This window comes from Micromonospora sp. NPDC050187 (assembly GCF_044459745.1).
GTDB lineage: Bacteria > Actinomycetota > Actinomycetes > Mycobacteriales > Micromonosporaceae > Micromonospora.
Genome location: NZ_JBITJH010000030.1, coordinates 33995 through 60776, shown reverse-complemented (window position 1 = coordinate 60776; position 26782 = coordinate 33995). Strand labels below are relative to the sequence as shown.

The window sequence follows — 26782 nt, the reverse complement described above, 5'->3', positions numbered from 1 at the left end:
CCCAGACGGTGCAGGTGTCGGCGTACCCGGACCACTACGCCCAGTGGGAGAAGCAGGCCGCCGACCTGGTCGCCGAGCACTGGAACAGCTGACCCCGGGACAGACGCCGTGGGCCGGCACCCCCAACCGGGGTGCCGGCCCACACGCGTCTGTCGTCTGTCAGGGCTGGACCCGACGTCGCCGGCGACGGTCGGCGCGCCGGCGCAGGAACCAGAAGACGAAGACGACCAGCCCGACCAGGAAGACCAGCACCAGCACCGGCAGGAGAATCGCCACCACGGACATCACCACGCTGGTGGCGTCCTCGGCGGTGCTGGCGACCGGAGCGCCGACGCCGGCCGTGCTGGCGTTGACGATCGGCCGGGCCGCCGACTTCAGCAGGTGCACCCCGAGGGCGATCAGCACGCCCACCACCACCGGCACCCAGTCGCTGGACGAGAAGAACTGCCCGGGATCGCTGACGGTGACCGTCTCCGAACTGGAGCCGGCCCCGAAGGCGAGCCCACCGGCGGTCGGACGGACCACGGTCTGGACGACGTCGTTGACGTGGTCGACCACCGGCACCTTGTCCGCGACCACCTCCACGGCCAGCAGGACGACCAGGATCGCGATGACCCACCCGTCGCCGAGCCACTGCCAGCCGGCGGGCAGGGTGATGACGTCGGTGTAGCGCGCCAGCAGCCCCATGGTGAGCAGGGGGATGTAGGCGTTCAGGCCGGCCGAGGCGGCCAGGCCGGATCCGGTGAGGATTTCGAACACCCGTCCAGGATCGCACCGGCACGCCAGCGGTGCTCGGTGGCGACGGCCGGTCGCTCCGCTACCCTCGTCGGGTGCGTCTGGTGATTGCGAAGTGCTCGGTTGACTACGTCGGACGGCTCTCGGCTCATCTGCCGCCGGCCACCCGGCTGCTGATGGTGAAGGCGGACGGGTCGGTCTCCATCCACGCCGACGACCGGGCGTACAAGCCGCTGAACTGGATGAGCCCGCCCTGCCGGCTGGAGGAGGCCCCCGGAGTGTGGCGGGTGGTCAACAAGGCCGGTGAGGAGCTACGGATCACCCTGGAGGAGATCTTCCAGGACACCTCGTACGAGTTGGGCGTCGACCCGGGGCTGCGCAAGGACGGGGTGGAGGCGCACCTGCAGGAACTGCTCGCCGCCAACCCGGAGACCCTGGGGGAGGGATACACCCTGGTCCGTCGCGAGTACATGACCGCGATCGGCCCGGTCGACCTGCTCTGTCGGAACGCCGACCAGGGCACGGTGGCGGTCGAGGTGAAACGGCGCGGCGAGATCGACGGGGTCGAGCAGCTCACCCGGTACCTGGAACTGCTCAACCGGGACCCGCTGCTCGCTCCGGTGGCCGGTGTCTTCGCCGCCCAGGAGATCAAGCCCCAGGCACGGGTGCTCGCGACCGACCGGGGCATCCGCTGCGTGGTCGTCGACTACGACAAGCTGCGCGGCATCGAGCGCGACGAGCTGACCCTCTTCTGAACCGACCGGCTGGTCCGCAGTGGCGGGCCGGCACCGGCCGATTCGCGCGGTGACGGGACGCCGGCCGGTGGGCTCAGCGGCCGTACATCATCTTGGCCGCCTTGACCATGCGGGCGACGTCCCGTGGGGTCCGCTCGAAGGTCATCGCGGGGAGCAGCGACGGGCCGCGCCGCCGGGTGACCGACTTCGGGCGACCGAACTCGCGGAGGCCGTCCTCGCCGTGGATCCGGCCGAAGCCGGACTCGCCCACCCCGCCGAAGGGGAGGGTGGACATGCCGGCGAAGGAGAGCACCGAGTTCACCGAGGCCATCCCGGACCGCAGCCGCCGCGCCACGGCCACCGCCCGCCGCCGGCCGAAGACCGCGCCACCCAGGCCGTACGGGACGGCGTTGGCACGGGCCACCGCCTCGTCGACGTCGCGTACCCGGTTGATGGTCAGGGTCGGGCCGAAGGTCTCCTCCCGCACGGCGGCCGAGTCCTCCGGCACGTCCACCAGCACGGTCGGGTGGACGAAGGGCGGCTGCACGGCGTCCGCGCCACCGAGCACGGCCCGGCCGCCCCGGGCCAGCGCGTCGTCGATGTGCCGGCGGATGACGTCGATCTGGGCGGGCATGGTGATCGGGCCGATGTCCGCGTCGTCCGCGCCGACGGTCAGCCGGCCGGCGCGCTCCACCACCTTCGCCACGAAGGTGTCGAAGACCGGCTCGACCGCGTACACCCGCTCGATGCCGATGCAGGTCTGGCCCGCGTTCATCAGCGCACCCCAGACGCAGGCCTCGGCTGCCGCGTCCAGGTCGGCGTCACCGTCCACGATCATCGCGTCCTTGCCGCCCGCCTCCACCAGCACCGGGGTCAGTGACTCGGCACAGGCCGCCATCACCTTCTTCGCGGTGGCGGCGGACCCGGTGAAGGCCAGCTTGTCCACCCCGGAGCGGCAGAGCGCCGCGCCGACGTCACCGAACCCGTGCACGGCGGTGAGGACCGACTGCTCGCCGACCGCCTCGGCGAAGGTGTCGACCAGCCACTGTCCGACCAGGGGGGTGTACTCGCTGGGCTTGAACACCACGGCGTTCCCGGCCGCCAGGGCGTACGCGATGGAGCCGACCGGCGTGAAGACGGGGTAGTTCCACGGGCCGATGACGCCGACCACGCCGTACGGCTGGTATTCCAGGTGGCCGGAGAACTCGGCGAGGATCAGCCGGGACCGGACCCGGCGCGGCCCGAGCACCCGGGCGGCGTTACGGGCGGCCCAGTCGACGTGCTCGATGGCGGTGACCGCCTCGACGAGGGCGTCGGCGATCGGCTTGCCGCCCTCGGCGTGCACCAGCTCGGCGAGCTGCTCGACCCGCTGGGCCAGCAGGGTCCGCCAGCGCAGCAGCCGGGCGCGGCGGCCGGTGAAACCGAGCCCCGCCCACCGGGCACCCGCGGCGCGGGCCTGCTCCACGGCGTGACGGACGTCCTCTGCGGTGGCCAGGGGTAGGCTGCCCACCTCGACGCCGGTCGCGGGGCTGGTCGAGACGAGTCGGCCGTCGTCGACGAGCGGCGTCCCCGGGGCGTTCGCAACCGTCATGGACGAAGTCTAGACCGGGGGCTTACCGACCGGTAGGGTCGCGTTCCGGAGCTGCGGAGCCACGCACGGTGCCCGACTCCGAGGTGTGCTCATCGCCGGGGGTGTCGTCGTGTTCCCCGGATTCGGCTCACGGTAACGTCGCCCGGTCCCGACCGCCCCGAGGCGGCCCGGTCGGCCGAATCGGTGAACGTGAGGTGGCCGGCCGTGGTCGGCGAGGTGCCCGGCCGGTGGTGGAGCCGACGGCCGTTTGGTGGCAGCCTGTGTCACGGGGCGTACCGGTGGGGTGGAGGGGCGGATTGTCCATGGAGGATCATCCGGAGCTTCTGCCGGTCCTGACGGTTGCCGGTGGGCCGATGCGGGGTGCCCGCTTCCGACTCCGGCCGGGTCTGCTGGTGATCGGCCGGGCGTCGACTGTGGACATCGTCGTCGACGACGCGCACCTGAGCCGGCGGCACGCCGTGGTCCGCAGCGAGGGCGACATGGTGACCCTGAACGACCTCGGCTCGACGAACGGCACCTGGCTCAACGACCGCCGCATCTTCGACGTGCAGCCGCTCACCGACGGCGACGTCATCCGGCTCGGCCGGACGGAACTGCGTTTCTTCGACCCCGGCGTGGCCCTGACCGACCCGGTGGGGCTGAGCTTCGGCGTGATGCGCCGGCACCAGCGGGCGACCCTGCCGCTGCCGGTCGCCGGTCCACCGTCCCTGCCGGCCGGTGGTCCGCCGGTCCTGCGTGCCCCGGCCCAGGCGGTCGACGGGGGCCGGTGACAGGTCCCACCACGTGTCGCGGACCCGGCGGCACGTGGCAGACTCGCGCGCAGAACCTTAGCGACCGTTCAAGCGGCGGTCCGGGAGCGACGGGAGGCCGGTCGTGGCGCGCGAGTTCACCAGCGTGGGCGTTGTCGGACTGGGCACCATGGGTGCCGGGATCGTCGAGGTCTTCGCCCGCAACGGCATCGACGTGGTGGCGGTCGAGATCTCCGACGCCGCGTTGGAGCGCGGTCGCCGGACGCTGACCGGTTCCACCGACCGGGCGGTGGCCCGGGGGAAGCTCGCCCCGGCCGACCGGGACGCCCTGCTGGGGCGGGTGAACTTCGCCGTCGGGCTGGCGGCCCTGGACTCGGTGGACCTGGTTATCGAGGCCGTCCCCGAGCGCCTCGACATGAAGCAGCGGCTCTTCGCCGAACTGGACCGGGTCTGCAAGCCCGCAGCCATCCTCGCCACCAACACCTCGTCGCTGAGCGTCACCGAGATCTCGGTCGCCACCCAGCGGCCCCACCAGGTCGTCGGGGTCCACTTCTTCAACCCGGCGCCGGTGATGAAGCTGGTCGAGGTGGTCCGGACGGTGGTCACCTCGCCCGAGGTGGTGGCCGACGTCGAGGCGCTCTGCGCCCGGCTCGGCAAGGTCGGCGTCACCATCGGCGACCGGGCCGGCTTCATCGCCAACCACCTGCTCTTCGGCTACCTCAACCAGGCCGTCGGGATGGTCGAGACGCACTACGCCACCCGCGAGGACGTCGACGCCGCGATGAAGCTCGGCGGCGGACTGCCGATGGGGCCGTTGACGCTGCTGGACCTGATCGGCCTGGACACCGCGTACGAGATCCTGGACACGATGTACCGGCGGGGCGGGCGGGACCGCCGGCACGCGCCGGCGCCGCTGCTCCGGCAGATGGTCACCGCGGGTCTGCTCGGCCGGAAGTCCGGCCGGGGCTTCTACACCTACGAGCGGCCGGGGTCGCCGGTGGTCGTACCGGACGAGCGGACGCCGGTGACGACGGAGGCCGCGCTCCTCGACGGCGCGCGGACGGTCGCCACGGTCGGCGTGGTCGGCGGCGGGACGACGGCCACCGGAATCGTCGAGGCCCTGGCCCACGCCGGTTACCAGGTGGTGTCGGTGGTCCGGGGCGAGGAGGGGGTTGGCCGGGTCCGGGAGACGGTCACCACCTCGCTGGACGAGGACGTGGCCCGGGGCCGGCTCGACGAGGCCGACCGGGACGCCGCCCTCGCCCGGATCACCTGGTCGGCGGCGCTCGACCACCTCGCCGACGTCGACCTGGTGGTCGAAGCGGTGGCCGAGGACCTGGGCGCGACGAAGGCCCTCTTCGCCGACCTCGACGAGATCTGCAAGCCGGGCGTGGTGCTGGCCACCGCCACCGCCACCCTGTCGGTGATCGACCTGGCGATGGCCACCCAGCGCCCGGCCGACGTGGTGGGGGTGCACCTCTTCGACCCGGTGCCGACGACGTCGCTGGTGGAGATCGTCCGGACCATCCGCACCTCGCCGGACGCCGTGGCGACCGCCCGCGCGGTCGCCGCCCGGCTCGACAAGACCGCCGTGGTCTGCGGGGACCGCGCCGGGTTCATCGTCAACGCGCTGCTCTTCCCGTACCTCAACGACGCGGTGAAGATGCTGGAGGCGGGTTACTCCACCACTGACGACATCGACCACGCGATGACGCTCGGCTGCGGCTACCCGACGGGTCCGTTCGCGCTGCTCGACGCGGTCGGGCTGGACGTCGCCCTGACCATCGAGCGCACGCTCTACCGGGAACTGCGCGATCCCGGCTTCGCGCCCGCGCCGCTGCTGGAGCACCTGGTCACCGCCGGTTATCTGGGCCGCGAGAACGGCCGGGGGTTCCGCGACCACGCGTCCCGCTGACCGCCGCCGGGGTCGCCGCGCCGGGCCACGGCCACCGTCCGGTGCCGTCGGGCTCCGCCGCCCGGCCGGCGACGGCCGGAGCGCCGGTGACCCTCGAGCGCCCGTACGCTGGACGGCGTGAGCCCTCGTCGCAACCGTCCCCGCCGTGACGACACCGCCCACCTCGTCGACTCCGACCGGGTCCGCCACGGCGTTCCCACGGTCGAGCAGTGGCGGGACGGTGAGTGGCAGGTGCGCGGCATCAGCGGCGGCGCGTCGGGCAAGACGTACCGCTGCCCGGGGTGTGACCAGGAGATCCGCCCCGGGGTGGCGCACCTGGTGGCCTGGCCGGCGGACGGGTGGGGCGACCTGACCGACCGCCGGCACTGGCACAGCGGATGCTGGCGGGCGCGGGACCGGCGTGGCCCGGCCGTCCAGCGCGGTCGCGGCGCCCCGCGACACGGTTGAGCGATCTCGGTCACCCCGGAGCCGCCCCCGGCCGGCGCGCGGACCGATCAGGCGGGAGACTGGACCGGTGAGCACCCCGATCCGTGCCTCCTCGATCCTGCCCGGGCACCGCGAGGACATCGAACTGCATACCGCGGACGGCCTGACCCTCGTCGGCGAGCTGGCCCGGCCGCTCGACCGCGAGCCGGTCGCCACCCTGGTCTGCCTGCATCCGCTGCCCACCCACGGCGGGATGATGGACAGCCACGTCCTCCGCAAGGCCGCCTGGCGACTGCCGGCCCTGGCCGACCTGGCCGTGCTGCGCTTCAACACCCGGGGCACCACCAGCGTCCGCGGCACCAGCGGGGGCGAGTTCGACAACGCGGTCGGCGAGCGGTACGACGTCGCCGCCGCCGTCGAGTTCGCCGAGTTCGCCGAGTTGCCGAACGTCTGGCTGCTCGGCTGGTCGTTCGGCACCGACCTGGCCCTGAAGCACGGCTGCGACCCGACGGTCACCGGGGCCGTCCTGCTCTCCCCGCCGCTGCGCTACTCCACCCCGGAGGACCTGGCCGTCTGGGCCGACAGCGGCAAGCCGCTGGTCGCGCTGGTGCCCGAGTTCGACGACTACCTCCGTCCCGACGAGGCCCGCCAGCGGTTCGGCGCGGTGCCGCAGGCCGAGGTGGTGGGGGTGCCCGGGGCGAAGCACCTCTGGGTCGGTGACGCCGAGACCGTCCTCGACGAGGTGGTCCGCCGGGTGAACCCGGCCGTGCCGGTGCCGCTGCCCACCACCTGGGACGGCCCGATGGAGACCGGTGACGCCAGCGCGTACGCCGACCGGACGGTGGCCTCGTTCGCCGACCGACCGGTACCCGGCCCGCCCGCGAACTGACCGCCCCTGCTCCGACCGGTCAGCGGCCCAGGGCGTCGAGCGTCACCCGGGCGGCCTCGGCGATCAGCGCGTCGTCGTGTTCCGCGTCCTCGGCGGCCCGGCTGGAGAGCACCGCCAGCACGATCGGGGCGCCCTCGGGCGGCCAGAGCACCGCGATGTCGTTGCGGGTGCCGTAGGCCGCCGTGCCCGTCTTGTCGCCGACCGTCCAGCCGGCCGGCACGCCGGCCCGGATCAACGCGTCGCCGGTGGTGTTGCGGCGCAGCCAGTCGGTGAGCAACGCGCGGTCCCCGGCGTCCAGCGCGTCGCCCAGCACGTACGCCCGCAGGTCGGTGGCGAGCGCCCGGGGCGTGCTGGTGTCCCGGTCGTCGCCCGGGGTGGCCTCGTTGAGGGCGGGTTCCGTGCGTACCGGCTTCGTGGTCCGGTCGCCGAGGGCCCGCAGGTGCCGGGCGAACCCGGCCGGGCCGCCGAGCTCGGCCAGGATCAGGTTGGCCGCGGTGTTGTCGCTGTACCGCACCGCCGCGTCGGCGAGGTCGCGCAGCGACATACCGGTCTCGACGTGTTTCCTGGTGACCGGCGCGTGCGCCAGCAGGTCGGCCCGGGTGTAGCGGACGACCCGGTCGAGTTGCGCGGGAGTGGTCGCGTCCAGCAGGGCGGCGGCGACCAGCGCCTTGAACGTGGAAGCGTAGGCGAAGCGCTCGTCGGCGCGGTGGGCGATCGTGGCGCCGGAGCCCGTGTCGATGGCGTAGACGCCGAGCCGCGCCCCGAACCGCGCTTCCAGTGCGTCGAAGCTCCGGTCCACCGCCGGGGTGGCGGCGGCCGTCGGCGTCGACGCGGCGGTGCTGGTCGGTGTCGGAGCGGGGGACGAGGGCTCCCCGGAGCCGCAGGCGGCCAACCCGAGGAGCCCGGTCACGGCGACACCCGCCACGGCGCGTCGGACACGTTCCGTCAGAGCCATACCGGTGTCGACTACTCCGACTCGACGCGAACCTTGGCCGGCTTCGCGCTGCGTTCGTCGGTGGTCGGCTTGGTCGGTCGCTTCCCGCCCTCACCGGTGCTGGTGATCTTCGTCGGGGTGGCGCCCCGGCCCCCCGCGCCGGGGACCGCCGCCACCGTCGGTTCCCCGTCGACCCCCGCGCTGGCGGCGCCACCGTCCAGAGTGGTGACCGGCTCGGCGACCGGCCGGGTCTTCGGCCTGCCGCCGTCGCCGTCGGCGGCCACCTCGGCCAACCGGCGGGCCTCCGCCTGCGCCCGGGCCACCGACTCGCCGGCCTGCCGGACCGAGGTGTCCGTCTCGTCCAGCCGGGACTGCTCGGCACCGAGCTGCTGGCGGATCTCCTCCAGGGTCCGCTGGAGGTCGTCCGACTCCTGCCGGGACTTCCAGGTCTCCTGCCGCAGGTCGGCGAGTTCCTGCTGAGCCTGGGCGATCTCCATCATCACCTGGGCCAACTGCTGCCGGCCGGCGGCCACCTCCTGCTGGGTGGCGGCGAGGTGCTGCTGGGTCGTCGCCAGGTGCTGCTGGGTGGTGGCGGCGTACTCCTCGAACTGCCGCCGCGAGGTCGACACGTGCTCGTCGGCCTTGCGCCGCTTCGCGGTGGCCTCCGCCTCGGCCTTGCTCAGCAGCTCCGTGGCCCGCTCCTCGGCCTCCCGGAGCAGCGTCGCCACCTGCTCCTCGGTCACCCGGCGCAGCGCGGCGACCTCCTGCTCGGTGGTCTGCCGCAGGGTCGCCGCGTCCCGCTCGGCCTCCTGTCGGATCCCGGCCGCCCCCTGCTCGATCTCGTCCCGGCGGGCGGTGTACTCCCGCTCCAGTTCGTCCTTGCGGACGGTGTGCTGCTGCTCCAACTCCTCGCGGCGGGTGGTGAACTCCCGGTCGGCGGTCTCCCGGAGCCGGGTCAGCTCCTGCTCGGCCGCCTCCCGCTGCGCCGCGACCTCCTTCTCCACCCCGGCCCGCCAGGCGCCCAGCTCCTGCTGGGTCTGGGCCCGCGCCTGCTGCACGTACGCCTCGGTCTCGGTGCGCATGCGCTGCACGTACGCCTCGGTCTCGGCCCGGCTGCGCTTGGCCGCCTCGGCCGCCTGGGTGGTGAGCTGGTTCGCCTCCTGCTGAGCCTTGGTCCGGACGGCCTGCGCCGCCTCGGCCGCCTGGTCGGTGAGTTTCTTGGCGTCCTGCTGCGCCTTGGCGTGCGTCGCCCGGCCGGCCTCGGTGGCCTGGTCGGTCAGGCGCTTCGCCTCCTGCTGGGCCTTGAGGTGCACCTCCTTGGCCGCGTCACGGAGCTGGGCGGCCTCCTGCTGGGCCTTGGCGTGCGCCTCCCGGGCCGCCTCGCGCAGCTTCGTGGCCTCCTGCTGGGCCCGGTTGTGGATCTCCTTGGCCGTGTCGCGGAGCTGGGTGGCCTCCTGCTGGGCCTTGGCGAGCGCGGTCTGCGCGGCCTCCCGGAGCCGGGCGGCCTCCTCCTTGGCGGCGGTGACGGTCGCCGCCGCCTCGGCCCGTCGGGCGGCGCTGTGCCGCTCCTCCTCGGCCCGTCGGGCGGCGAGGGCGAGTTCGAAGTCCTTCAGCGCCTTGGCGGCCTGCTCGCGGGCTTCCTCGATGATGTGCTCGGCCGCCGCGCGGCGCGCCTCGATCTCCTCGCCGGCTGCGGCGAGGATGTCGTCGGCCTGCTCCTCGGCGAGCGTGAGGATCTGCTCCACCCGGGGCCCCAGATGCCGGAACGAGGCCCGGTCCACCACGGTGCCCTGCTTGCGCACGTGTGCCAGGTCGCGCTGGAGCACCTCCACCTGGCCCGCGAGCTTGTGTATCTGGGTGTACGCCTGTTCCCGCTCGGCTGTCAGCGCCGCGATCTCGTGTTCGGCACGGGCCACGTACCGGTCGACCTGTCGTTTCTCGTACCCCCGCAGGGCGGACTCGAAGCTGGGCTCCGTAGTCACTTCCCCGCCGAGAGCGAACAGTTCCTCGCCGTGCGACATACCCCCATCCTCACACGCGACCGCCCGCAGTGCGGCGATACGCATGGCGACGATGGGACCCAGTTCACCCGGCGCGGGGGACGCGTCGATCGGCGTCGGTGGGCAGCGTATTGCGCGGGGTGCACCCGTTCAAGGTGACACCCCGCGCGACACGACTCATGCCCCGGACGACGCGCGGGCCGTCAGTTGGACTTCTCCGCGGAAACCCGCTCGGCGGCGGCCTCCTCGGCCTTCGCCGGCGTCGCCGGCTCGGCCTTCTGCTGCGGCACTCCCGGCACGATGCCGGCCAGGCCGGAGAGCATCTGCCCGAGCTGCGAAGTGACCGCGTCCTTCTGGCGGGTGAGGTCATCGACCTCGCGCCGGGCGGCCTGGGTGGTCAGCTCCGCCTCGGTGCGGGCCTCGTTCAGCAGGCGCTGCGACTCGGCCTTGGCCTCGGCGAGCGTCTTCTCGGCCAGCGACTTGGCCTTCTCGACGGTCTCGGTGGCGGTGCGCTCCGACTCGACCCGCCGGGCCTCGGCGCGCTGCTCGATCTCCTTGGCGCGCTCCTGCGCGGCGCGGGCCCGCTGCTCGGCCTCACCGACCAGCTTCTGGGTCTGCGCGACCTGCGCGGCGTGCCGCTCGGACTCCTCGCGCTCGGCCTTCTCCCGCCGCTCGGCGAGCTGGAGCTCCAGGGCCTGGAGGTCCTTGTCCCGCTTGTCGCGGGCGTCGGTGAGCAGCTTGGTCGCCTCGGCGCGCTTCTCCTCGGCCTCGCGGGCTGCCTTGGCCCGCTGCTGGGTGATCTCCCGCTCGGCGGTGGCCCGCAGGGTGGCCACCTCACGCTCGACAGTCGACTTCAGCTCGGCCACCTCGTGCGCGGTGACCGTGCGGAGCTGCTTGGTCTCCCGCTCCGCGTCGGCACGCAGCGTGTCGGCCTCCCGCCGGGCCTGCACCCGGACCTCGGCCGCCTCCCGCTCGGCGGTGGTGCGGACGCTGCCCGCCTCGCGCTCCGCAGTGGCCTTCATGGCCGCCGCCTCGGCCCGCGCCTTGTCGGTGATCTCGCGGGCCTCCAGGCGGGCCGCGGAGAGGATGCCCTCGGACTCGCGCTTGGCCTCGTTGCGGTGGTCGTTGGCCTGCTCCTCGGCCAGCCGCAGGATCTGCTCGACCCGGGTGCCGAGACCGGAGAGGGTCGGCCGGCTGTTCTCCTCGAGCTGCTTGTTGGTCTCGGCGAGTTTCTGCTCCAGCGCCGCGAGGCGCTGCTCAGCCTGCCGGAGCCGGCGCTGCGCGTCGTTCATCCGCTGCTCGGCCTCGGCGCGGGCCTGCTCGGACTGGGTCAGCGCGGCGGTCAGCCGCCCGATGAAGTCGTCGACCTGACCGGTGTTGTATCCGCGCAGGCCAACGGTGAAATCCGGCTGGGAGTTCGCGTTATCGAAGAACGCGAGAGGGGAGGACTGCTGCTGGGGCATTGGCCCATACTCGCAGACGTACCGGGGTGCTTCGCAAGAGCGGTGCGGAGCTTTCGTGTCCTCTTTACAGGGTCACGTCCGGGTGCCCCGGAGGCCGTCCGGGACAGCCGATCTTGGCAGGTCCGGGCCGGGGCGCGGGGCGTGCCCGCCGGGCCGGAAAAGGACACCCACCGGCGCCGGGCCGCCTCTTTTCCGGGGCACCGTGTGTATCGAAGGATTCGTCGCCTGCCGAGCACCGACGAAAGCCAATGCCGGTCGCGGCAATCACGATCCGGTCCGGTTGCGACAGGCCGGTGGCCACGGACTCGGTTGATGGCCGGCCAGGTGCCGCGAACGCCGCTCGTGATCGCGTACGCCGAGCCCTTCCGCCGGCGTCCTCACGACGGGCGGGGCGGGGTTGGGTGGGGGTGTGTGCAGGGGTCCCCTGTTCGGCAAAAAGCGGTAACAGGGGACCCCTGCTACCACCTCAGGCGGGCTGGACCAGTTCGACGAGGACGCCGCCGGCGTCCTTGGGGTGCACGAAGTTGACCCGGGAACCTGCGGTGCCCCGGCGTGGGGTCTCGTAGAGCACCCGCATGCCGCGCTCGCGCAGCGCCGCACAGGCCGCGTCGATGTCGGTGACGGTGTACGCGACCTGCTGCACCCCCGGCCCGTTGCGGTCCAGGAACTTCGCGATGGTCGACTCCGGGGTGAGCGGGGCGAGCAGTTGCAGGCAGCCGCCGTCGGTGGTGGGGCCGACCGCCAGCATCGCCTCGCGGACACCCTGCTCGGTGTTGGTCTCGGTGTGCACGCAGCGCATGCCGAAGGTGCGCTGGTAGAAGTCGATCGCCGCGTCCAGGTCCGCGACCGCCACGCCGACGTGATCGATTCGGCGGATGCCGATGTCTGTGACGTAGTCCGCAGCGGGCTCGACGGGGGAGTTCTCAGCCATGGCGCTAGTCTGACCGAACAAACGTTAAGGCGTACAGGTTCGGCACCCCTTTCGGAGGCAGACCATGGCTTCGGTGATCGTCAGCGGCGCGCGGACCCCGATGGGGCGCCTGCTGGGCAACCTCAAGGACCTCTCCGCGACCCAGCTCGGCGGGGTGGCGATCAAGGCCGCCCTGGAGCGTGCCGGGGTCGCTCCGGAGCAGGTGCAGTACGTGATCATGGGGCAGGTGCTCCAGGCCGGCACCGGCCAGATCCCCGCCCGGCAGGCGGCGGTCGAGGCGGGCATCCCGATGTCGGTGCCGGCCCTGACCATCAACAAGGTCTGTCTCTCCGGGCTCGACGCGATCGCCCTGGCCGACCAGCTCATCCGGGCCGGCGAGTTCGACATCGTGGTGGCCGGCGGCATGGAGTCGATGACCAACGCCCCGCACCTGCTGCTCGGCCAGCGTGCCGGCTACAAGTACGGCGACGTGACCATCAAGGACCACATGGCGTTGGACGGGCTCACCGACGCCTGGGACTGCTGCTCGATGGGCGAGTCCACCGAGCGGCACGGCGTCCGGCACGGCATCACCCGCGAGGAGCAGGACGCCTTCGCCGCGGCCAGCCACACCCGGGCCGCCGCCGCGCAGAAGAACGGCCACTTCGCCGACGAGATCACTCCGGTGCTGATCCCGCAGCGCAAGGGTGACCCGTTGGTGATCAGCGAGGACGAGGGCATCCGGCCGGACACCACGGTCGAGTCGCTGGGCAGGCTCCGTCCGGCGTTCGCCAAGGACGGCACGATCACCGCGGGCAGCGCGTCGCCGATCTCCGACGGAGCCGCCGCCGTGGTGGTGATGAGCATGGCGAAGGCCAAGGAGCTGGGGTTGACCTGGCTGGCCGAGGTCGGTGCGCACGGCAACGTGGCCGGCCCGGACAACTCCCTGCACTCGCAGCCCTCCAACGCGATCGTGCACGCCCTGAAGAAGGGTGGGCTGAGCATCTCCGACCTCGACCTCATCGAGATCAACGAGGCGTTCGCCGCAGTCGGCATCCAGTCCACCCGTGACCTCGGCGTCGACCCGGCGATCGTCAACCCGAACGGTGGGGCGATCGCGCTCGGTCACCCGATCGGCATGTCCGGTGCCCGGCTGGTGCTCACCCTCGCGCTCGAGCTGAAGCGGCGCGGCGGCGGGACCGGAGCGGCGGCGCTCTGCGGCGGTGGCGGCCAGGGCGACGCATTGATCATCCACGTCCCCGAAGACGGAGAGAACGCCCAGTGAGCGAGCCGGCCACCGCCGTCCCGTCGGTCCGGCGCAGTCGGGACGTACCGATGCTGGTGGAGCGGGCCCGGACGGGCGACCCCCGTGCGGTGGCCCGGCTGATCACCCTGGTCGAGTCCGGCGACGAGGTGTTGCCGCAGGTCGCGGCGGCCCTCGCGCCGTACTCCGGGCAGGCCCAGGTGGTGGGGCTGACCGGCTCGCCCGGGGTGGGCAAGTCGACCACCACCAACGAGCTGGTCCGGGCGCTGCGGGCCCGGGGGAACCGGGTCGGCGTGCTCGCCGTCGACCCGTCCAGCCCGTTCACCGGCGGGGCGATCCTCGGCGACCGGGTCCGGATGCAGGACCACGCCACCGACCCCGGCGTCTACATCCGCTCGATGTCCAGCCGGGGGCATCTCGGCGGGCTCTCGGCGGCCACCCCGCAGGCGGTCCGGGTGCTGGAGGGCGCGGGCTGCGACGTGGTGCTGGTGGAGACGGTCGGGGTCGGGCAGGCCGAGGTCGAGGTGGCCTCGCTCGCCGACACCACGCTGGTGCTGCTCGCCCCGGGCATGGGCGACGCGATCCAGGCGGTCAAGGCCGGCATCCTGGAGATCGCCGACGTCTTCGTGGTCAACAAGGCCGACCGGGACGGCGCCGACGCCACCGTCCGCGACATCAACGGCATGATCGCGCTCGGTGAGCGGGGGCCGGGCGAGTGGCGGCCCCAGGTGGTGCGCTCGATCGCCGCGCGCGGCGAGGGGATCGACGACATCGCCGCCGCGATCGACAAGCACCGGGGCTGGCTGGTCGAGCACGGCGAGCTGCGCCGCCGCCGCGAGGCGCGGGCCGCCGCCGAGATCGAGGCGATCGCGCTCGGCGTGCTCCGCGCCCGGATCGGTTCGCTCCGCGACGGTACGGAGCTGCCGACGCTCGCCGCCCGGGTGGCCGAGGGGGCGCTGGACCCGTACGCCGCGGCGGACGAGTTGCTGTCCCAGCTCGGCACCTGAAGGTCCACCGCGGACCCGTCCGGCCTAGTACGCTCGCACCGCCGCACGGCCGGCGTGGGGCGGTACGAGCGTCTGTGGGGAGAGCATGGCTGACGAGGCGACGAAGGAGCTGACCGTGACGCCGGGCGCGGTGGCGGGTGGCACGACGCACGTCGCCGACGAGGTGGTGGAGAAGATCGCGGTGGCCGCCGCGAAGTCGGTGCCCGGGGTGACCGAGCTGGGTGGTGACGTGGCCCGCTTCTTTAACGCAGTGCTCGACAAGGTCGGTCTGGACCAGGTCGGCGACGCTCGGCGCGGCTGCTCCGCGCACGTCACCGACGGCGCGGTGGTGGTGAACCTGGTGATCGTGATCGACGCCGGCCACCCGGTGCCCCAGGTGACCGACGGGGTCCGGGCCGCCGTCTCCCAGGCTGTCGAGGCGTACGGGCTGCGGGTCGACGAGGTCAACATCCGGGTCGACGACGTGGCCCTGGGCGACCCGACGACGCCGTCGGCCTGACGGTCGGGACGACTTCCTTAGCCATCGTTCAGGATGGGCTCTACACTCGACGTGCAGTCGAGGACTCGAGGAGGAGCCCTGCGCATGAACGCCGACGAGATCGCCGCCGGCCGGGCCCGCTGGCAGGCCCGGTACGACGCCGCGCGCAAGCGGGACGCGGACTTCACCACGCTCTCCGGGCTGGAGGTCGAGCCGGTGTACGGCCCGCCGGAGGGCGCCGCCTACCCGGGCTTCGAGCGCATCGGCTGGCCGGGGGAGTACCCGTACACCCGGGGTCTGTACCCCACCGGCTACCGGGGACGCACCTGGACGATCCGGCAGTTCGCCGGCTTCGGCAACGCCCAGCAGACCAACGAGCGCTACAAGATGATCCTCGGCGCGGGTGGCGGCGGGCTCTCCGTGGCCTTCGACATGCCCACGCTGATGGGGCGGGACTCCGACGACCCGCAGTCGCTCGGCGAGGTCGGCCACTGCGGCGTCGCCATCGACAGCGCCGCCGACATGGAGGCGCTCTTCGAGGGCATCGACCTGGCCGGGGTCACCACCAGCATGACCATCTCCGGCCCGGCGGTGCCGGTGTTCTGCATGTACCTGGTCGCCGCCGAGCGGCAGGGCGCCGACATCGGCACGCTGGACGGCACGCTCCAGACCGACATCTTCAAGGAGTACATCGCGCAGAAGGAGTGGCTCTTCGACCCCGAGCCGCACCTGCGCCTGATCGGCGACCTGATGGAGTACTGCGCCCGGGACATCCCGCGCTACAAGCCGCTGTCGGTCTCCGGGTACCACATCCGCGAGGCCGGCTCGACCGCCGCGCAGGAGCTGGCGTACACCCTCGCCGACGGGTTCGGCTACGTCGAGCTGGGCCTCTCCCGGGGCCTGGACGTCAACGTCTTCGCCCCCGGACTGAGCTTCTTCTTCGACTCGCACGTCGACTTCTTCGAGGAGATCGCCAAGTTCCGGGCCGCCCGGCGGATCTGGGCCCGCTGGCTGAAGGAGGTCTACGGCGCCACCAGCGAGAAGGCGATGTGGATGCGGTTCCACACCCAGACCGCCGGGGTGTCGCTGACCGCCCAGCAGCCGGTGAACAACGTGGTCCGTACGGCGGTGGAAGCCCTGGCGGCGGTGCTCGGCGGCACCAACTCGCTGCACACCAACGCCCTCGACGAGACCCTCGCGCTGCCCACCGACGAGTCCGCCGAGATCGCCCTGCGTACCCAGCAGGTGCTGATGGAGGAGATCGGCGTCACCAACGTCGCCGACCCGCTCGGCGGCTCCTGGTACGTCGAGGCGCTCACCGACCGGATCGAGGCCGAGGCGGAGGAGATCTTCGCCCGGATCCGGCAGCTCGGCGGGGACGGCCCGCACACCATCGGCCCGATGACCTCCGGCATCCTGCGGGGCATCGAGGACGGCTGGTTCACCGGGCACATCGCCGAGGCGGCCTTCGTCTACCAGCAGGCGTTGGAGAAGGGCGACAAGAAGATCGTCGGCGTGAACTGCCACACCGGCACGGTCGCCAAGGACCTGGAGATCCTGCGCATCTCCCACGAGGTGGAGCTGGAGCAGCGCAAGCTGCTCGCCGAGCGCAAGGCCGGCCGGGACAACGACGCGGTCAAGGCCGCTGTCGAGCGGATGGTGGCGGTCAGCCGTACCGACGAAAACATGATCCCGGCGATGCTCGACGCGGTCCGCGCCGAGGCCACGCTCGGCGAGATCTGCGACGCGCTGCGTGCCGAGTGGGGCGTCTACCGGGAACCCGCGAGGTTCTGACTCCCGGCGCGGGGGGGGGGGGGCCCCCCCGGGGGCCCCCCCCCCCCGCGACCAGCCGTGGAAGTCACATGTGTCGGCACGTCGGCTGATCTGAACCGGACCGGGTACGTGCGAGACTAGATAACCATGAGCGACCCACGGATCACCTCGTCGATCTTCACCCGTGGCGCGGTCGACCTCAGCGCGCTGCGCCCGTCCGCCCCCGCCCGTTCCGCCGCCCCCACCCAGGGCGGCCCGCCCGCCGGTGTGCCGGGCGGTGCCACACCGGGTGCCGGGGTCGCGGTGATCGACGTTACCGAGGCCACCTTCCAGTCCGAGGTGCTGGAACGGTCCCTCAGCACGCCGGTCGTGGTCGACTTCTGGGCCGAGTGGTGCGAGCCCTGCAAGCAGCTCTCCCCGGTGCTGGAGAAGCTCGCCGCCGAGGGTGGCGGCGCGTGGGTGCTCGCCAAGGTCGACGTCGAGGCCAACCCCCGACTGGCCCAGATGTTCCGGGTGCAGGGCATCCCGATGGTCTTCGCGGTCGTCGGCGGGCAGCCGATCGACGCCTTCTCCGGCGTGGTGCCGGAGGCGCAGCTGCGGCAGTGGATCCAGGCCGTGCTCAAGGCCGGTGGCGTCACCGTCGAGCCGGCGGGCGATCCCCGCCTCGACGAGGCCGACGACGCGCTGATGGTCGGCGACCTCGACGCAGCCGAGGCGGCGTACCGGAAGATCCTCGCCGAGACCCCGGCGGACGCCGCAGCCGAGGCGGGGCTGGCCCAGGTCGGTCTGGTCCGCCGGGTGGGCGGTGCCGACCCGGTCGCCGTGTTCGCCGCCGCCGAGGCCAACCACGACGACGTGGAGGCGCAACTTCTCGCCGCCGACGTCGAGGTGCTCAGCGGTCAGGCCGAGGCGGCGTACGCTCGGCTGGTCGCCCTGGTCCGGCGGACGGCCGGCGACGACCGGGAGAAGGCCCGCCAGCACCTGGTCTCGCTGTTCACTGTCGCCGGACCGGACGACCCTGCGGTCGCCAAGGCCCGCCGAGCCCTGGCCAGCGCCCTGTTCTGACCACCCCTACGCCAGCGCGGGCCGGCGGTGGCCGGCCCGCCCGACCCTCACGAGGACGGGAGCCCAAGATGCGCCGGATCGCCGTCCTCGACGCGCCGACAAATCTCGGCCTGCGCCCACCCACGCTCACCAGCGTGCCGGGCTGCGGCAAGGCTCCGGGGGCGTTGCGCGACCACGGGCTCCTCGCCCGGCTGCGGGCCCGGGACGCCGGCTGCCTGACCCCGCCCCGGTACGACCCGGAGGACTGGCGGCCCGGAGACGGGGTCTGCCACTCCCGGGAGATCGCGGACTACTCGGTGGCGCTGGCCGGGCGGATCGGGGACATCATCGACCGGGGTGAGTTCCCGGTGGTGCTCGGCGGGGACTGCTCGGTCCTGCTCGGTTCCGCACTGGCGATGCACCGCCTCGGTGAGTCGGTCGGCGGCCGGATCGGCCTGATCTTCGTCGACGGTCACTCCGATTTCCGGCACCCCGGTAACGCCTCCTACGTCGGGGCCGCCGCCGGGGAGGACCTCGCCCTGGTGACCGGCCGGGGGCAGGCCGACCTGGCCGCGATCGAGGGCCGCCGGCCGTACTTCCGGGACGTCGACGTGGTGGTGCTCGGCATCCGGGCCCAGGACGAGTACCGCCTCGACCTCCAGGCGGCCGGCATCGTCACCCGGCCGGTGCCGGCGCTACGGGCCGAGGGGGCGGCCCGGACCGCGCAGTGGGCCCACGAGCAGCTCGCCGACTGCGCCGGCTACTGGCTGCACGTCGACGTGGACGTGCTCGACCCGGCGGTGATGCCGGCGGTGGACGCCCCCGACCCGGGCGGCATCGCCTTCGCCGAGCTGGAGATCCTGATCGCCGGGCTGGTCGACACCCCGCACTGCCTCGGGGTCGAACTCACCGTCTTCGACCCCGACTACGACCCGGACGGCGCGTACGCCGCCGAGATCGTCAACACCCTGGTCGCCGGCCTGGCCCCGGTCACCGCCCCGGGCGCGGTGCCACCCAAGCTGCTGCCGCCCCGGCCCGTTCCGCCGCCCCGTCCGGCCGCCGCCGCGTCGTTCGCGGAGGCCGCCCCGGAGCAGTCGCTTTCACCCGTCGCCGACCCGTCGGCAGCCGGCGTCCGGGGCCGGTCGTCCTCCGGGGACGCCGACGACCTGGGGCCGGTCGCCGCCGGCTGACTCGCGGCCGGCCGTCCGTTCTTCTCCCCGTTCGATCAGTGACGTGGCACGGGCCGAGGAGGCGGCATGGTTCCTACCCGGACGCTGTAGAGCTGCCCCGTCTGTGCGCCCATCCCGAACCACCGCTCTGATGGCCGTCAGCACGGTGCGTCGGACGTCTGCCCCGTCTGTGCGAGCAGCTCTACAGTCTCCGCACATCACCTCCTCCGTCCGGGAGGGCGGCTTCGTCCACGACGCGGGTTCTAGCTGGGAGTCATCAGGGTCTGGGGGTTCGTGGCCGAACGGGCGGAGGGTCGCTGACCCGGCGCCTGGCCTGCCCCGGGTCAGGCGAGGGCGCGGAGGAAACGGGCGGTGATCGGTACGGCCGACTCGGTGCTGGATCCGCCCTTCTCCACGAAGACGGCGACCGCGACGTCGCCCTGCCAGCCGACGAACCAGGAGTGCGTGTTCGCCGGGTTGTCGTCGTACTCGGCGGTGCCGGTCTTGCCGTGCACCGGTTTGCCGGGCACGCCGCGCAGGGCGGTGCCGGTGCCGGCGGTGACCACCTCGCGCATCATCGTGCGCAGCGGCTCGACCGACTCGGGACGCAGTTGCGGCCCGGCCGGCGCGGGCTGGCCGGGGACCGGGTCGAGCACCAGTTTCGGCTGTTCCCAGTGGCCCCGGGCGACGGCGGCGGTGGCGGCGGCCATGGCGACCGGGCTGACCAGGGTGGTGCCCTGCCCGAACGCGGCGGCGGCCAGCTCGGCAGGGGAGCCGCCGGTGGAGACCTTGCCGGTGAAGGCGTCCACGCCGAGGTTCCAGGTGGCCTCCAGGCCGAGCGCCCGGCCGGCGTCGGCGAGGCCGTTCGCGTCGAGCTCCGGGGCGAGCGCGGCGAAAGCGGTGTTGCAGGACTTGGCGAAGTCGGTCCGGAACGGCACCTTACCCAGGGCGAAGTCGTCCGAGTTCTTGAAGGACCGGCCGTCGACGGTGAAGGTCTTCGGGCAGTCGACCGGCCCGTCCAGGGTCACCGCGCCCCGGTCGAGCAGGCCGAGCGTGCTGACCATCTTGAAGGTCGAGCCGGGCGGCACCTGGGCGGTGAACGCGAGGTTCTCCCCGGCCGCGCCGGGGCCGTTGGCCACGGCGAGCACGGCACCGTCGCTGACGCGGACCGCGACCAGGGCGGCTCGACGTCGCTCCCCGCGCAGGGCGGCGTCCGCCGCGTTCTGCACCGCCGGGTCGAGGGTGGTCTTCACGGCCTGTCCGGGTTGCGGGTCCTTCCGGAAAACCTCGGTGCCGGTCGCCGCCCAGGTGCCCTCCGGCCCCAGGCGTTCGGTGACCACGCTGATCCCGGCGGCGCCGCGCAGCCGCTCGTCGTACCGGCCCTGGAGGCCGCCGTGGCCGACCTGGTCACCCTCGGCGTAGACGGCGGGCTTGGCGGCCAGGTCCTCGGCGGTGGCCGGGTCGACCGAGCCGAGCAGGGCTCGGGCGAACTCCCGGGTCGGGGCCAGCTCCAGCTTCTCGCTGCGGAACTTCGTGCCGGGCAGGTCGTAGATGCGGTCCCGGATCTGCTGGTACGCCTCGTCCCGCAGGGTGACCACCTCGACGAAGGCGTCCGGTTTGGCGTCCGACAGCCGTTTCGGCAGGTCGGACAGGTCGACCGGTGGGGTGATCGCCGGGCGTACCGCCCGGAACGCGGCGTCCAGCCGGCGGGCCAGTCCGGCCGTGTCGGTGACCTCGCTCGGTTGCACCCCGACCCGGACCACGGGCCGGGGTGCGACGATCGGCGCACCGGACCCGTCGAGCACTCCGGCGCGGGGCGCGGCGACCCGGCGTACGGCCAGCCGGTCCCCGCGCAGCAACGCCTCCTGCACCAGGGCGGGCTCCCAGATGATCTGCCACGCGCCGTCCCCGGTGCGGGCCAGTCGGATCGGGCGCTCGTAGCTCCACCGGGTGTCGCCGGGCAGCGTCCACTCCACGCTGATGCGTCCCTCGGCGGAGTCCCGGGTGATCGTGGGTTCCCCGGACCGGCGCAGAGTCGGTGGCCGGTCGGCCAGCTCACCGGAGAGTGCCCGGATCTCCTCGGTCACCCGCTCCGCCGGCACCCGGGCCCCGGTCGGGTCGCGGAAGCCGACCGCGTGCAGGTCGCCGGAGCGCCAGCCGGTGAGGAAGGCGTCGACGCTCTTCTCCGGTCCGTCGCTGCCCGAACAGCCCACCAGCGCGGTGGCGGTGACGACCGCCGCGAAAAGGGCGTTACGGATACGGCGGGTACGCCGGTGGTGGGGCGGGTAGGACAGGGGCATGGACCCTCCGATCTCGGCCTGACCTGCACGGTAGTACGCCGGCCGTTCACCTGTGGTCCCGCGCCGGGGCCGCGAAGTCGGACCCGGGGTGGTGTGATGAACATCGCCTGTCGGGGTACTCCTGCCCCGGCCACCTCGAACCCGCAACGGGTGGATGGGCGACAGTCCCGAACCGGAAGTCCAGCCAGTGGTCCGCCGAGGAGCAACGTGATCCACAGGGCCTAGGCTGGACGGTGAGTGACCCACAACGCGGTGGGTCGAGGGGAGTGGCACCGATGGACCGGCGTCCGGCGATCAAACCGGGACCCGACCTCCGGCCGGATGGCTCCGGCCGCGACGACAGTTACGAGTCGGCGACCGACCGGGATGGGTTCGGCCGTCTTCATGCAGGAGTGACCGGGATGTCCGGCTCTAGTATCGACACGTTGTACGACCTCGGCCTGCCGCCGGAGGCGCTCGGTGACGACGTGGAGGACGCCGAACTCGACGAGCCGGTGCCCAACGCGGAGCGCCTGGTCGCCCAGGCGGTCGCGCTGGCCGGCGACGACCACGGCGCGGCCACCCTGGTCGACCGGTTCTGGCGGTTCGCGCCGGACGAGGAGCTGATCGGGTTCACCGCCGAGGAGATGCTCGACGCCGCGCGGGCCCACCGCGAGTTGGCCGAGCAGCGGGTCCCGGGTGAGTTGAAGCTGCGGATCCACGAGCCGGACGCCGAGCAGCACCACACGGTGGTCGAGATCGTCACCGACGACATGCCGTTCCTGGTCGACTCGGTGACCTCGTTGCTTAACTCCCACCACCTCGACGTGCACCTGCTGGTGCACCCGCTGGTGGTGGTGCGGCGGGAGCCGCTGGGCCGGCTGGTCGAGGTGGCGGCGGACGTCGAGCCGGACGACGCGATCGACGGTGACATCGTCGAGAGCTGGATGCACATCGAGATCGACCCGATCCGGGACGCGACCCAGCGGGACCGGCTGCGCACCGAGTTGCAGCGGGTGCTCACCGACGTGCGGGAGGCCGTCGAGGACTGGCCGAAGATGCGCCAGCAGGCTCTCGACCTCGCCGAGGGGCTCTCCGCCGCGCGGACCTCGGAGCTCCGGCCACCGGTGCCGGAGAAGGACATCACCGACTCGGTGGAGCTGCTGCGCTGGCTGGCCCACGACCACTTCACCTTCCTCGGCTACCGCGAGTACCGCCTGGTCGAGGTGGACGGGGACGGCGCCGGCGAGCAGCCGCGTGGCCAGGCGCTGGAGGCGGTGCTCGGCACCGGCCTGGGCATCCTCCGGCAGGACCGCACCGAGCCCCGGACGCTGTCGTCGATGACGCCGGAGGCGCACGAGAAGGTGCTGGAGAAGCGCCTGCTCATCATCACGAAGGCGAACTCCCGGGCGACCGTGCACCGCTCGGCGTACCTCGACTACATCGGCTTCAAGATCTTCGACGAGCACGGTGAGGTGATCGGGGAGCGGCGCTTCCTCGGGCTCTTCTCCACCGCCGCGTACCGGACGAGCGTGCGTGAGCTGCCGGTGGTCCGCCGCAAGGTGGCCGAGGTGATGGAACGCTCCGGGCTGAGCCCGCGCAGCCACTCCGGCAAGGACCTGCTCCAGATCCTGGAGACCTACCCACGCGACGAGCTGTTCCAGATCAAGACCGACGACCTGTACCACGCGGTGATCGGTGTGCTCCGGATGGCCGGGCGTCGCCAGCTTCGGGTGTTCCTGCGCCGGGACGGCTACGGCCGGTTCATCTCCTGCCTGATCTACCTGCCCCGGGACCGGTTCACCACGCAGAACCGGCTCCGCATGCAGGACATCCTGCTGCGCGAGCTGAACGGGGTCGGGGTGGACTACACCACCCGGGTCACCGAGTCGATGCTCGCCCGGGTGCACTTCATCGTCCGGACCGACCCGACCGACCCGCCCGGGGACGTCGACGCCGACCTGCTCGCCGAGGAACTCGCCGACGCGACCCGGCTGTGGGACGACGACTACCGGCTGGTGCTGGAGCGCAAGCTCGGCGACGAGCAGGCCAAGCACCTGTTCACCCGGTACGCCGACGCCTTCCCCGAGGGCTACAAGGACGGGCACACGCCGTACGAGGCGATGAAGGACCTGGCCAAGCTGGAGCTGCTGGAGGAACCCGGCCAGCTCGAGATGCACCTGTTCCGCAAGCAGCTCGCCCCGCGCAACGGCGCGCGGGTCGCGGGCGACGCGGCCGAGGCGATGGACGTCCGGTTCAAGGTCTACCGCAACGCCGAGCCGATGCTCCTGTCCGACGTGCTGCCGGTGCTGCACTCCCTCGGCGTCCGGGTGGTCGACGAGCACCCGTACGAGGTGGACCGGATCGACGGGCGGATCTACCTCTACGACTTCGGCCTGCAACTGCCCGAGGGGCACCAGGAGCTGTCCGAGGTGCGCCCGCACGTGGAGAACGCCTTCGCCGCCGCGTGGCGGGGCGAGGCCGAGGTGGACGGCTTCAACGAGCTGGTGCTGCGCGCCGGGCTCACCTGGCGGCAGGTGGTGGTGCTGCGCGCGTATGCGAAGTACCTGCGCCAGGCGGGCACGGTCTTCTCGCAGGACTACATGGAGTCCACGTTCATCGCCTACCCGAGGATCGCCACCCTGCTGGTGGAACTCTTCGAGGTGCGCTTCGACCCGGCCGCCGGGCTCACGCCCGAGGAACGGGACCGGCGCGGCGCGGAACTGGCCGACACCGTCAACGCCGCCCTGGACGACGTGTCCAGCCTGGACCAGGACCGCATCCTGCGGTCGTACCTGACGCTGATCCGGGCCACCCTGCGGACCAGCTTCTTCCAGAAGATGGAGGAGGGCGGGCGGCCGAAGTCGTACGTGGCGTTCAAGCTGGATCCGCAGGCCATCCCGGACCTGCCGGCGCCCCGCCCGAAGTACGAGATCTTCGTCTACTCGCCCCGGTTCGAGGGCGTGCACCTCCGGTACGGTCCGGTGGCCCGGGGCGGGTTGCGCTGGTCCGACCGGCGGGAGGACTTCCGTACCGAGGTGCTGGGCCTGGTCAAGGCGCAGATGGTGAAGAACGCCGTGATCGTGCCGGTGGGCGCTAAGGGCGGCTTCGTGCTCAAGCAGAAGCCGGGGGACCGGGACGAGGCGGTCGCCTGCTACCAGGAGTTCATCTCGGCCCTGCTGGACGTCACCGACAACATCGTCAGCGGCGACGTGGTGCCGCCGACCGACGTGGTCCGGCACGACGGCGACGACCCGTACCTGGTGGTCGCGGCGGACAAGGGGACGGCGACCTTCTCCGACATCGCCAACGAGATCTCGACCGCGCACGGGTTCTGGCTGGGCGACGCGTTCGCCTCCGGCGGCTCGGCCGGCTACGACCACAAGAAGATGGGCATCACCGCCCGGGGCGCCTGGGAGTCGGTCAAGCGGCACTTCCGGGAGCTGGGACACGACACCCAGTCCGAGGACTTCACCGTGGTGGGCGTGGGCGACATGTCCGGTGACGTGTTCGGCAACGGGATGCTGCTCAGCGAGCACATCCGTCTGGTGGCCGCCTTCGACCACCGGCACATCTTCCTCGACCCGGACCCGGACGCGGCCACCTCGTACGCCGAACGGAGGCGGCTGTTCGAGCTGTCCCGGTCGTCGTGGCAGGACTACGACCCGGAACTGATCTCCGAAGGCGGTGGCGTGTTCCCGCGTACCGCCAAGTCGGTGCCGGTCTCGCCGCAGGTCCGCGCGGTGCTCGGCCTCGACGACGACGTCACCCAGATGTCGCCGCCGGAGCTGATGAAGGCGATCCTGACCGCCCCGGTGGACCTCTTCTGGAACGGCGGCATCGGCACCTACGTCAAGGCGTCCAGCGAGACCAACGCGGAGGTGGGGGACAAGTCCAACGACCCGATCCGGGTCAGCGGGAAGGACCTGCGCTGCCGGGTGGCCGGCGAGGGCGGCAACCTGGGCTGGACCCAGGCCGGCCGGATCGAGTACGCCCAGTCCGGCGGGCGGATCTACACCGACTTCATCGACAACGCGGCCGGGGTGGACTGCTCCGACCACGAGGTGAACATCAAGATCCTGCTCAACACGGCGGTCGCCGACGGCGAGCTGACCGTCCCGGAGCGGGACGAGCTGCTCGCCGAGATGACCGACGAGGTCGCCGAGCTGGTGCTGCGGGACAACTACGACCAGGCACGGGCGCTGAACAACGCCCAGGCCCAGTCCGCGTCGCTGCTGCCGGTGCACCGCCGGATGATCAGCGACCTGGAACGCTCCGGTGTGCTCAACCGGGCGCTGGAGGCGCTCCCGTCCGACGAGGAACTGGCCGCCCGGGCCGAGTCGGGTTTGACCGCGCCGGAGTTCGCGGTGCTGCTCGCGTACGTGAAGATCGCGCTCGAGCGGGAGATCCTCGCCGACGGGCTGCCCGACGAGGAGTGGACGACCGACGTCCTGGTCAACTACTTCCCGACGCCGATGCGGCAGCGTTTCGCCGACCGGATGGGGCAGCACCGGCTGCGCCGGGACATCGTCACCACCGTGCTGGTCAACGAGGCGATCAACCGGGGCGGCATCACGTTCGTGTTCCGGGTGGTCGAGGAGACGGCGGCCTCCCCGGCGGACGTGATCCGCGCGTACCTGGTGGTCCAGGAGGTCTTCGGACTCCGGCAGCTGTGGGACGCGATCGAGTCGTTGGACAACCGGATCGCCCCGGAGCTGCAGACCAGCGGCTACCTGGACACCCGGCGGCTGCTGGACCGGGCGGTGCGCTGGCTGGTCACCAACCGGCGTTCGCCGATCGACGTGCCGGCGGAGATCGCCCGCCTGCGCGACGGGGTGGCCCGGCTCCTGCCGGAGCTGGAGAGCCTCTTCTACGGTGCCGAGCGGGAGGCGCTGGCCGCGCACGTCGACATGACGACCAAGCGGGGGCTGCCCCGGGAACTGGCCGAGCGGGCCACCCGGCTGATGTACAGCTTCGGCCTGCTGGACGTGGTGGAGACGGCGGCGCAGACCGGCAAGGACGTCGGCGAGGTGGCCTCGGTCTACTTCGTCCTCTCCGACCGGTTCCGGGTCGACTCACTGCTGTCGAAGATCTCCCTGCTGCCCCGGGAGGACCGCTGGCAGACCCTGGCCCGGATGGCGTTGCGGTACGACCTCTACGCCGCCCTGGCCGCGCTCACCAGCGAGGTGCTCGACTCCACCGACGCGGCCCTGTCGCCGCAGGAGCGGGTGCAGGTCTGGGAGCAGTCCAACGCCGTGTCGATCCACCGGGCCCACCGGGCGATGGGGGAGTTCGACGAGTCCCGGGCCGACCTGGCCGCGCTCTCGGTCCTGCTCCGGCAGATCCGGACGCTGGTGCGCACCTCCTCGGCGAGCTGAGGAGGCACGCACGCCGCGCGCCCGGTGGGACGTTCCCACCGGGC

General features: G+C 72.6%; 19 protein-coding genes. 12 read left to right on the top strand and 7 right to left on the bottom strand.

Going from position 1 to position 26782, the window contains the following annotated elements; genetic code table 11:
- Positions 1-159: 159 nt before the first annotated feature.
- Complete coding sequence (locus ACIBJE_RS29135) at positions 160-759, bottom strand: DUF4126 domain-containing protein (RefSeq protein ID WP_396753478.1); 600 nt, start codon at positions 757-759, stop codon at positions 160-162.
- Positions 760-830: 71 nt separating this feature from the next.
- Here ACIBJE_RS29135 and nucS point away from each other — a divergent pair, with 71 nt between their 5' ends.
- Positions 831-1490, top strand: coding sequence for an endonuclease NucS (gene nucS / locus ACIBJE_RS29130; protein WP_396753477.1), 660 nt, complete (start codon positions 831-833; stop codon positions 1488-1490).
- A 73-nt stretch (positions 1491-1563) separates the two neighbouring features.
- Here the strand turns inward: nucS and ACIBJE_RS29125 are convergent, their stop codons facing one another.
- Complete coding sequence (locus ACIBJE_RS29125) at positions 1564-3060, bottom strand: aldehyde dehydrogenase family protein (RefSeq protein ID WP_396753476.1); 1497 nt, start codon at positions 3058-3060, stop codon at positions 1564-1566.
- A gap of 302 nt (positions 3061-3362) precedes the next feature.
- Here ACIBJE_RS29125 and ACIBJE_RS29120 point away from each other — a divergent pair, with 302 nt between their 5' ends.
- From ACIBJE_RS29120 to ACIBJE_RS29105, 4 genes are all read left to right on the top strand, one after another.
- Positions 3363-3830 carry an FHA domain-containing protein gene (locus ACIBJE_RS29120; RefSeq protein WP_396753475.1) on the top strand — a complete coding sequence of 156 codons (468 nt, stop codon included), beginning with the start codon at positions 3363-3365 and terminating at the stop codon, positions 3828-3830.
- A gap of 103 nt (positions 3831-3933) precedes the next feature.
- The gene (locus ACIBJE_RS29115; protein ID WP_396753474.1) at positions 3934-5724 is read left to right on the top strand and encodes a 3-hydroxyacyl-CoA dehydrogenase family protein; all 1791 of its coding nucleotides are present in this window, start codon (positions 3934-3936) and stop codon (positions 5722-5724) included.
- A 117-nt stretch (positions 5725-5841) separates the two neighbouring features.
- On the top strand, positions 5842-6171 hold the full coding sequence (locus tag ACIBJE_RS29110) for a hypothetical protein (protein WP_396753473.1): 330 nt from the start codon (positions 5842-5844) through the stop codon (positions 6169-6171).
- A gap of 67 nt (positions 6172-6238) precedes the next feature.
- Positions 6239-7039 carry an alpha/beta hydrolase gene (locus ACIBJE_RS29105; protein WP_396753472.1) on the top strand — a complete coding sequence of 267 codons (801 nt, stop codon included), beginning with the start codon at positions 6239-6241 and terminating at the stop codon, positions 7037-7039.
- A 19-nt stretch (positions 7040-7058) separates the two neighbouring features.
- Here the strand turns inward: ACIBJE_RS29105 and bla are convergent, their stop codons facing one another.
- The 4 genes from bla to mce form a co-directional block, all read right to left on the bottom strand.
- Positions 7059-7994 (bottom strand): class A beta-lactamase, encoded by a 936-nt coding sequence (gene bla, locus ACIBJE_RS29100; protein ID WP_396753471.1) that lies wholly within the window; start codon positions 7992-7994, stop codon positions 7059-7061.
- Positions 7995-8005: 11 nt separating this feature from the next.
- Positions 8006-9994, bottom strand: coding sequence for a hypothetical protein (locus tag ACIBJE_RS29095; RefSeq protein WP_396753483.1), 1989 nt, complete (start codon positions 9992-9994; stop codon positions 8006-8008).
- 182 nt (positions 9995-10176) lie between these two features.
- Positions 10177-11436, bottom strand: a complete 1260-nt coding sequence (locus ACIBJE_RS29090; RefSeq protein ID WP_396753470.1) for a DivIVA domain-containing protein — start codon at positions 11434-11436, stop codon at positions 10177-10179.
- Positions 11437-11902: 466 nt separating this feature from the next.
- A complete protein-coding gene (mce, locus tag ACIBJE_RS29085) occupies positions 11903-12367 on the bottom strand; it encodes a methylmalonyl-CoA epimerase (protein ID WP_396753469.1) in 465 nt (154 codons plus the stop codon).
- A 64-nt stretch (positions 12368-12431) separates the two neighbouring features.
- Between mce and ACIBJE_RS29080 the strand changes: the two genes are divergently transcribed.
- From ACIBJE_RS29080 to ACIBJE_RS29055, 6 genes are all read left to right on the top strand, one after another.
- Complete coding sequence (locus tag ACIBJE_RS29080; RefSeq protein WP_396753468.1) at positions 12432-13631, top strand: acetyl-CoA C-acetyltransferase; 1200 nt, start codon at positions 12432-12434, stop codon at positions 13629-13631.
- A 50-nt stretch (positions 13632-13681) separates the two neighbouring features.
- The gene (gene meaB / locus ACIBJE_RS29075; RefSeq protein ID WP_396753482.1) at positions 13682-14617 is read left to right on the top strand and encodes a methylmalonyl Co-A mutase-associated GTPase MeaB; all 936 of its coding nucleotides are present in this window, start codon (positions 13682-13684) and stop codon (positions 14615-14617) included.
- An 85-nt stretch (positions 14618-14702) separates the two neighbouring features.
- The gene (locus ACIBJE_RS29070; RefSeq protein ID WP_396753467.1) at positions 14703-15116 is read left to right on the top strand and encodes an Asp23/Gls24 family envelope stress response protein; all 414 of its coding nucleotides are present in this window, start codon (positions 14703-14705) and stop codon (positions 15114-15116) included.
- A gap of 84 nt (positions 15117-15200) precedes the next feature.
- The gene (locus tag ACIBJE_RS29065; RefSeq protein WP_396753466.1) at positions 15201-16889 is read left to right on the top strand and encodes a methylmalonyl-CoA mutase; all 1689 of its coding nucleotides are present in this window, start codon (positions 15201-15203) and stop codon (positions 16887-16889) included.
- Between the two features lie 126 nt (positions 16890-17015).
- Positions 17016-17933 carry a tetratricopeptide repeat protein gene (locus tag ACIBJE_RS29060; protein WP_396753465.1) on the top strand — a complete coding sequence of 306 codons (918 nt, stop codon included), beginning with the start codon at positions 17016-17018 and terminating at the stop codon, positions 17931-17933.
- A gap of 68 nt (positions 17934-18001) precedes the next feature.
- Positions 18002-19102 carry an arginase family protein gene (locus ACIBJE_RS29055; protein WP_396753464.1) on the top strand — a complete coding sequence of 367 codons (1101 nt, stop codon included), beginning with the start codon at positions 18002-18004 and terminating at the stop codon, positions 19100-19102.
- Positions 19103-19425: 323 nt separating this feature from the next.
- On the opposite strand, the gene ACIBJE_RS29050 is transcribed toward ACIBJE_RS29055, so the two are convergent.
- Complete coding sequence (locus tag ACIBJE_RS29050; RefSeq protein ID WP_396753463.1) at positions 19426-21381, bottom strand: penicillin-binding transpeptidase domain-containing protein; 1956 nt, start codon at positions 21379-21381, stop codon at positions 19426-19428.
- A 275-nt stretch (positions 21382-21656) separates the two neighbouring features.
- Between ACIBJE_RS29050 and ACIBJE_RS29045 the strand changes: the two genes are divergently transcribed.
- The gene (locus ACIBJE_RS29045) at positions 21657-26738 is read left to right on the top strand and encodes an NAD-glutamate dehydrogenase (RefSeq protein ID WP_396753462.1); all 5082 of its coding nucleotides are present in this window, start codon (positions 21657-21659) and stop codon (positions 26736-26738) included.
- The last annotated feature ends 44 nt before the right edge of the window (positions 26739-26782 follow it).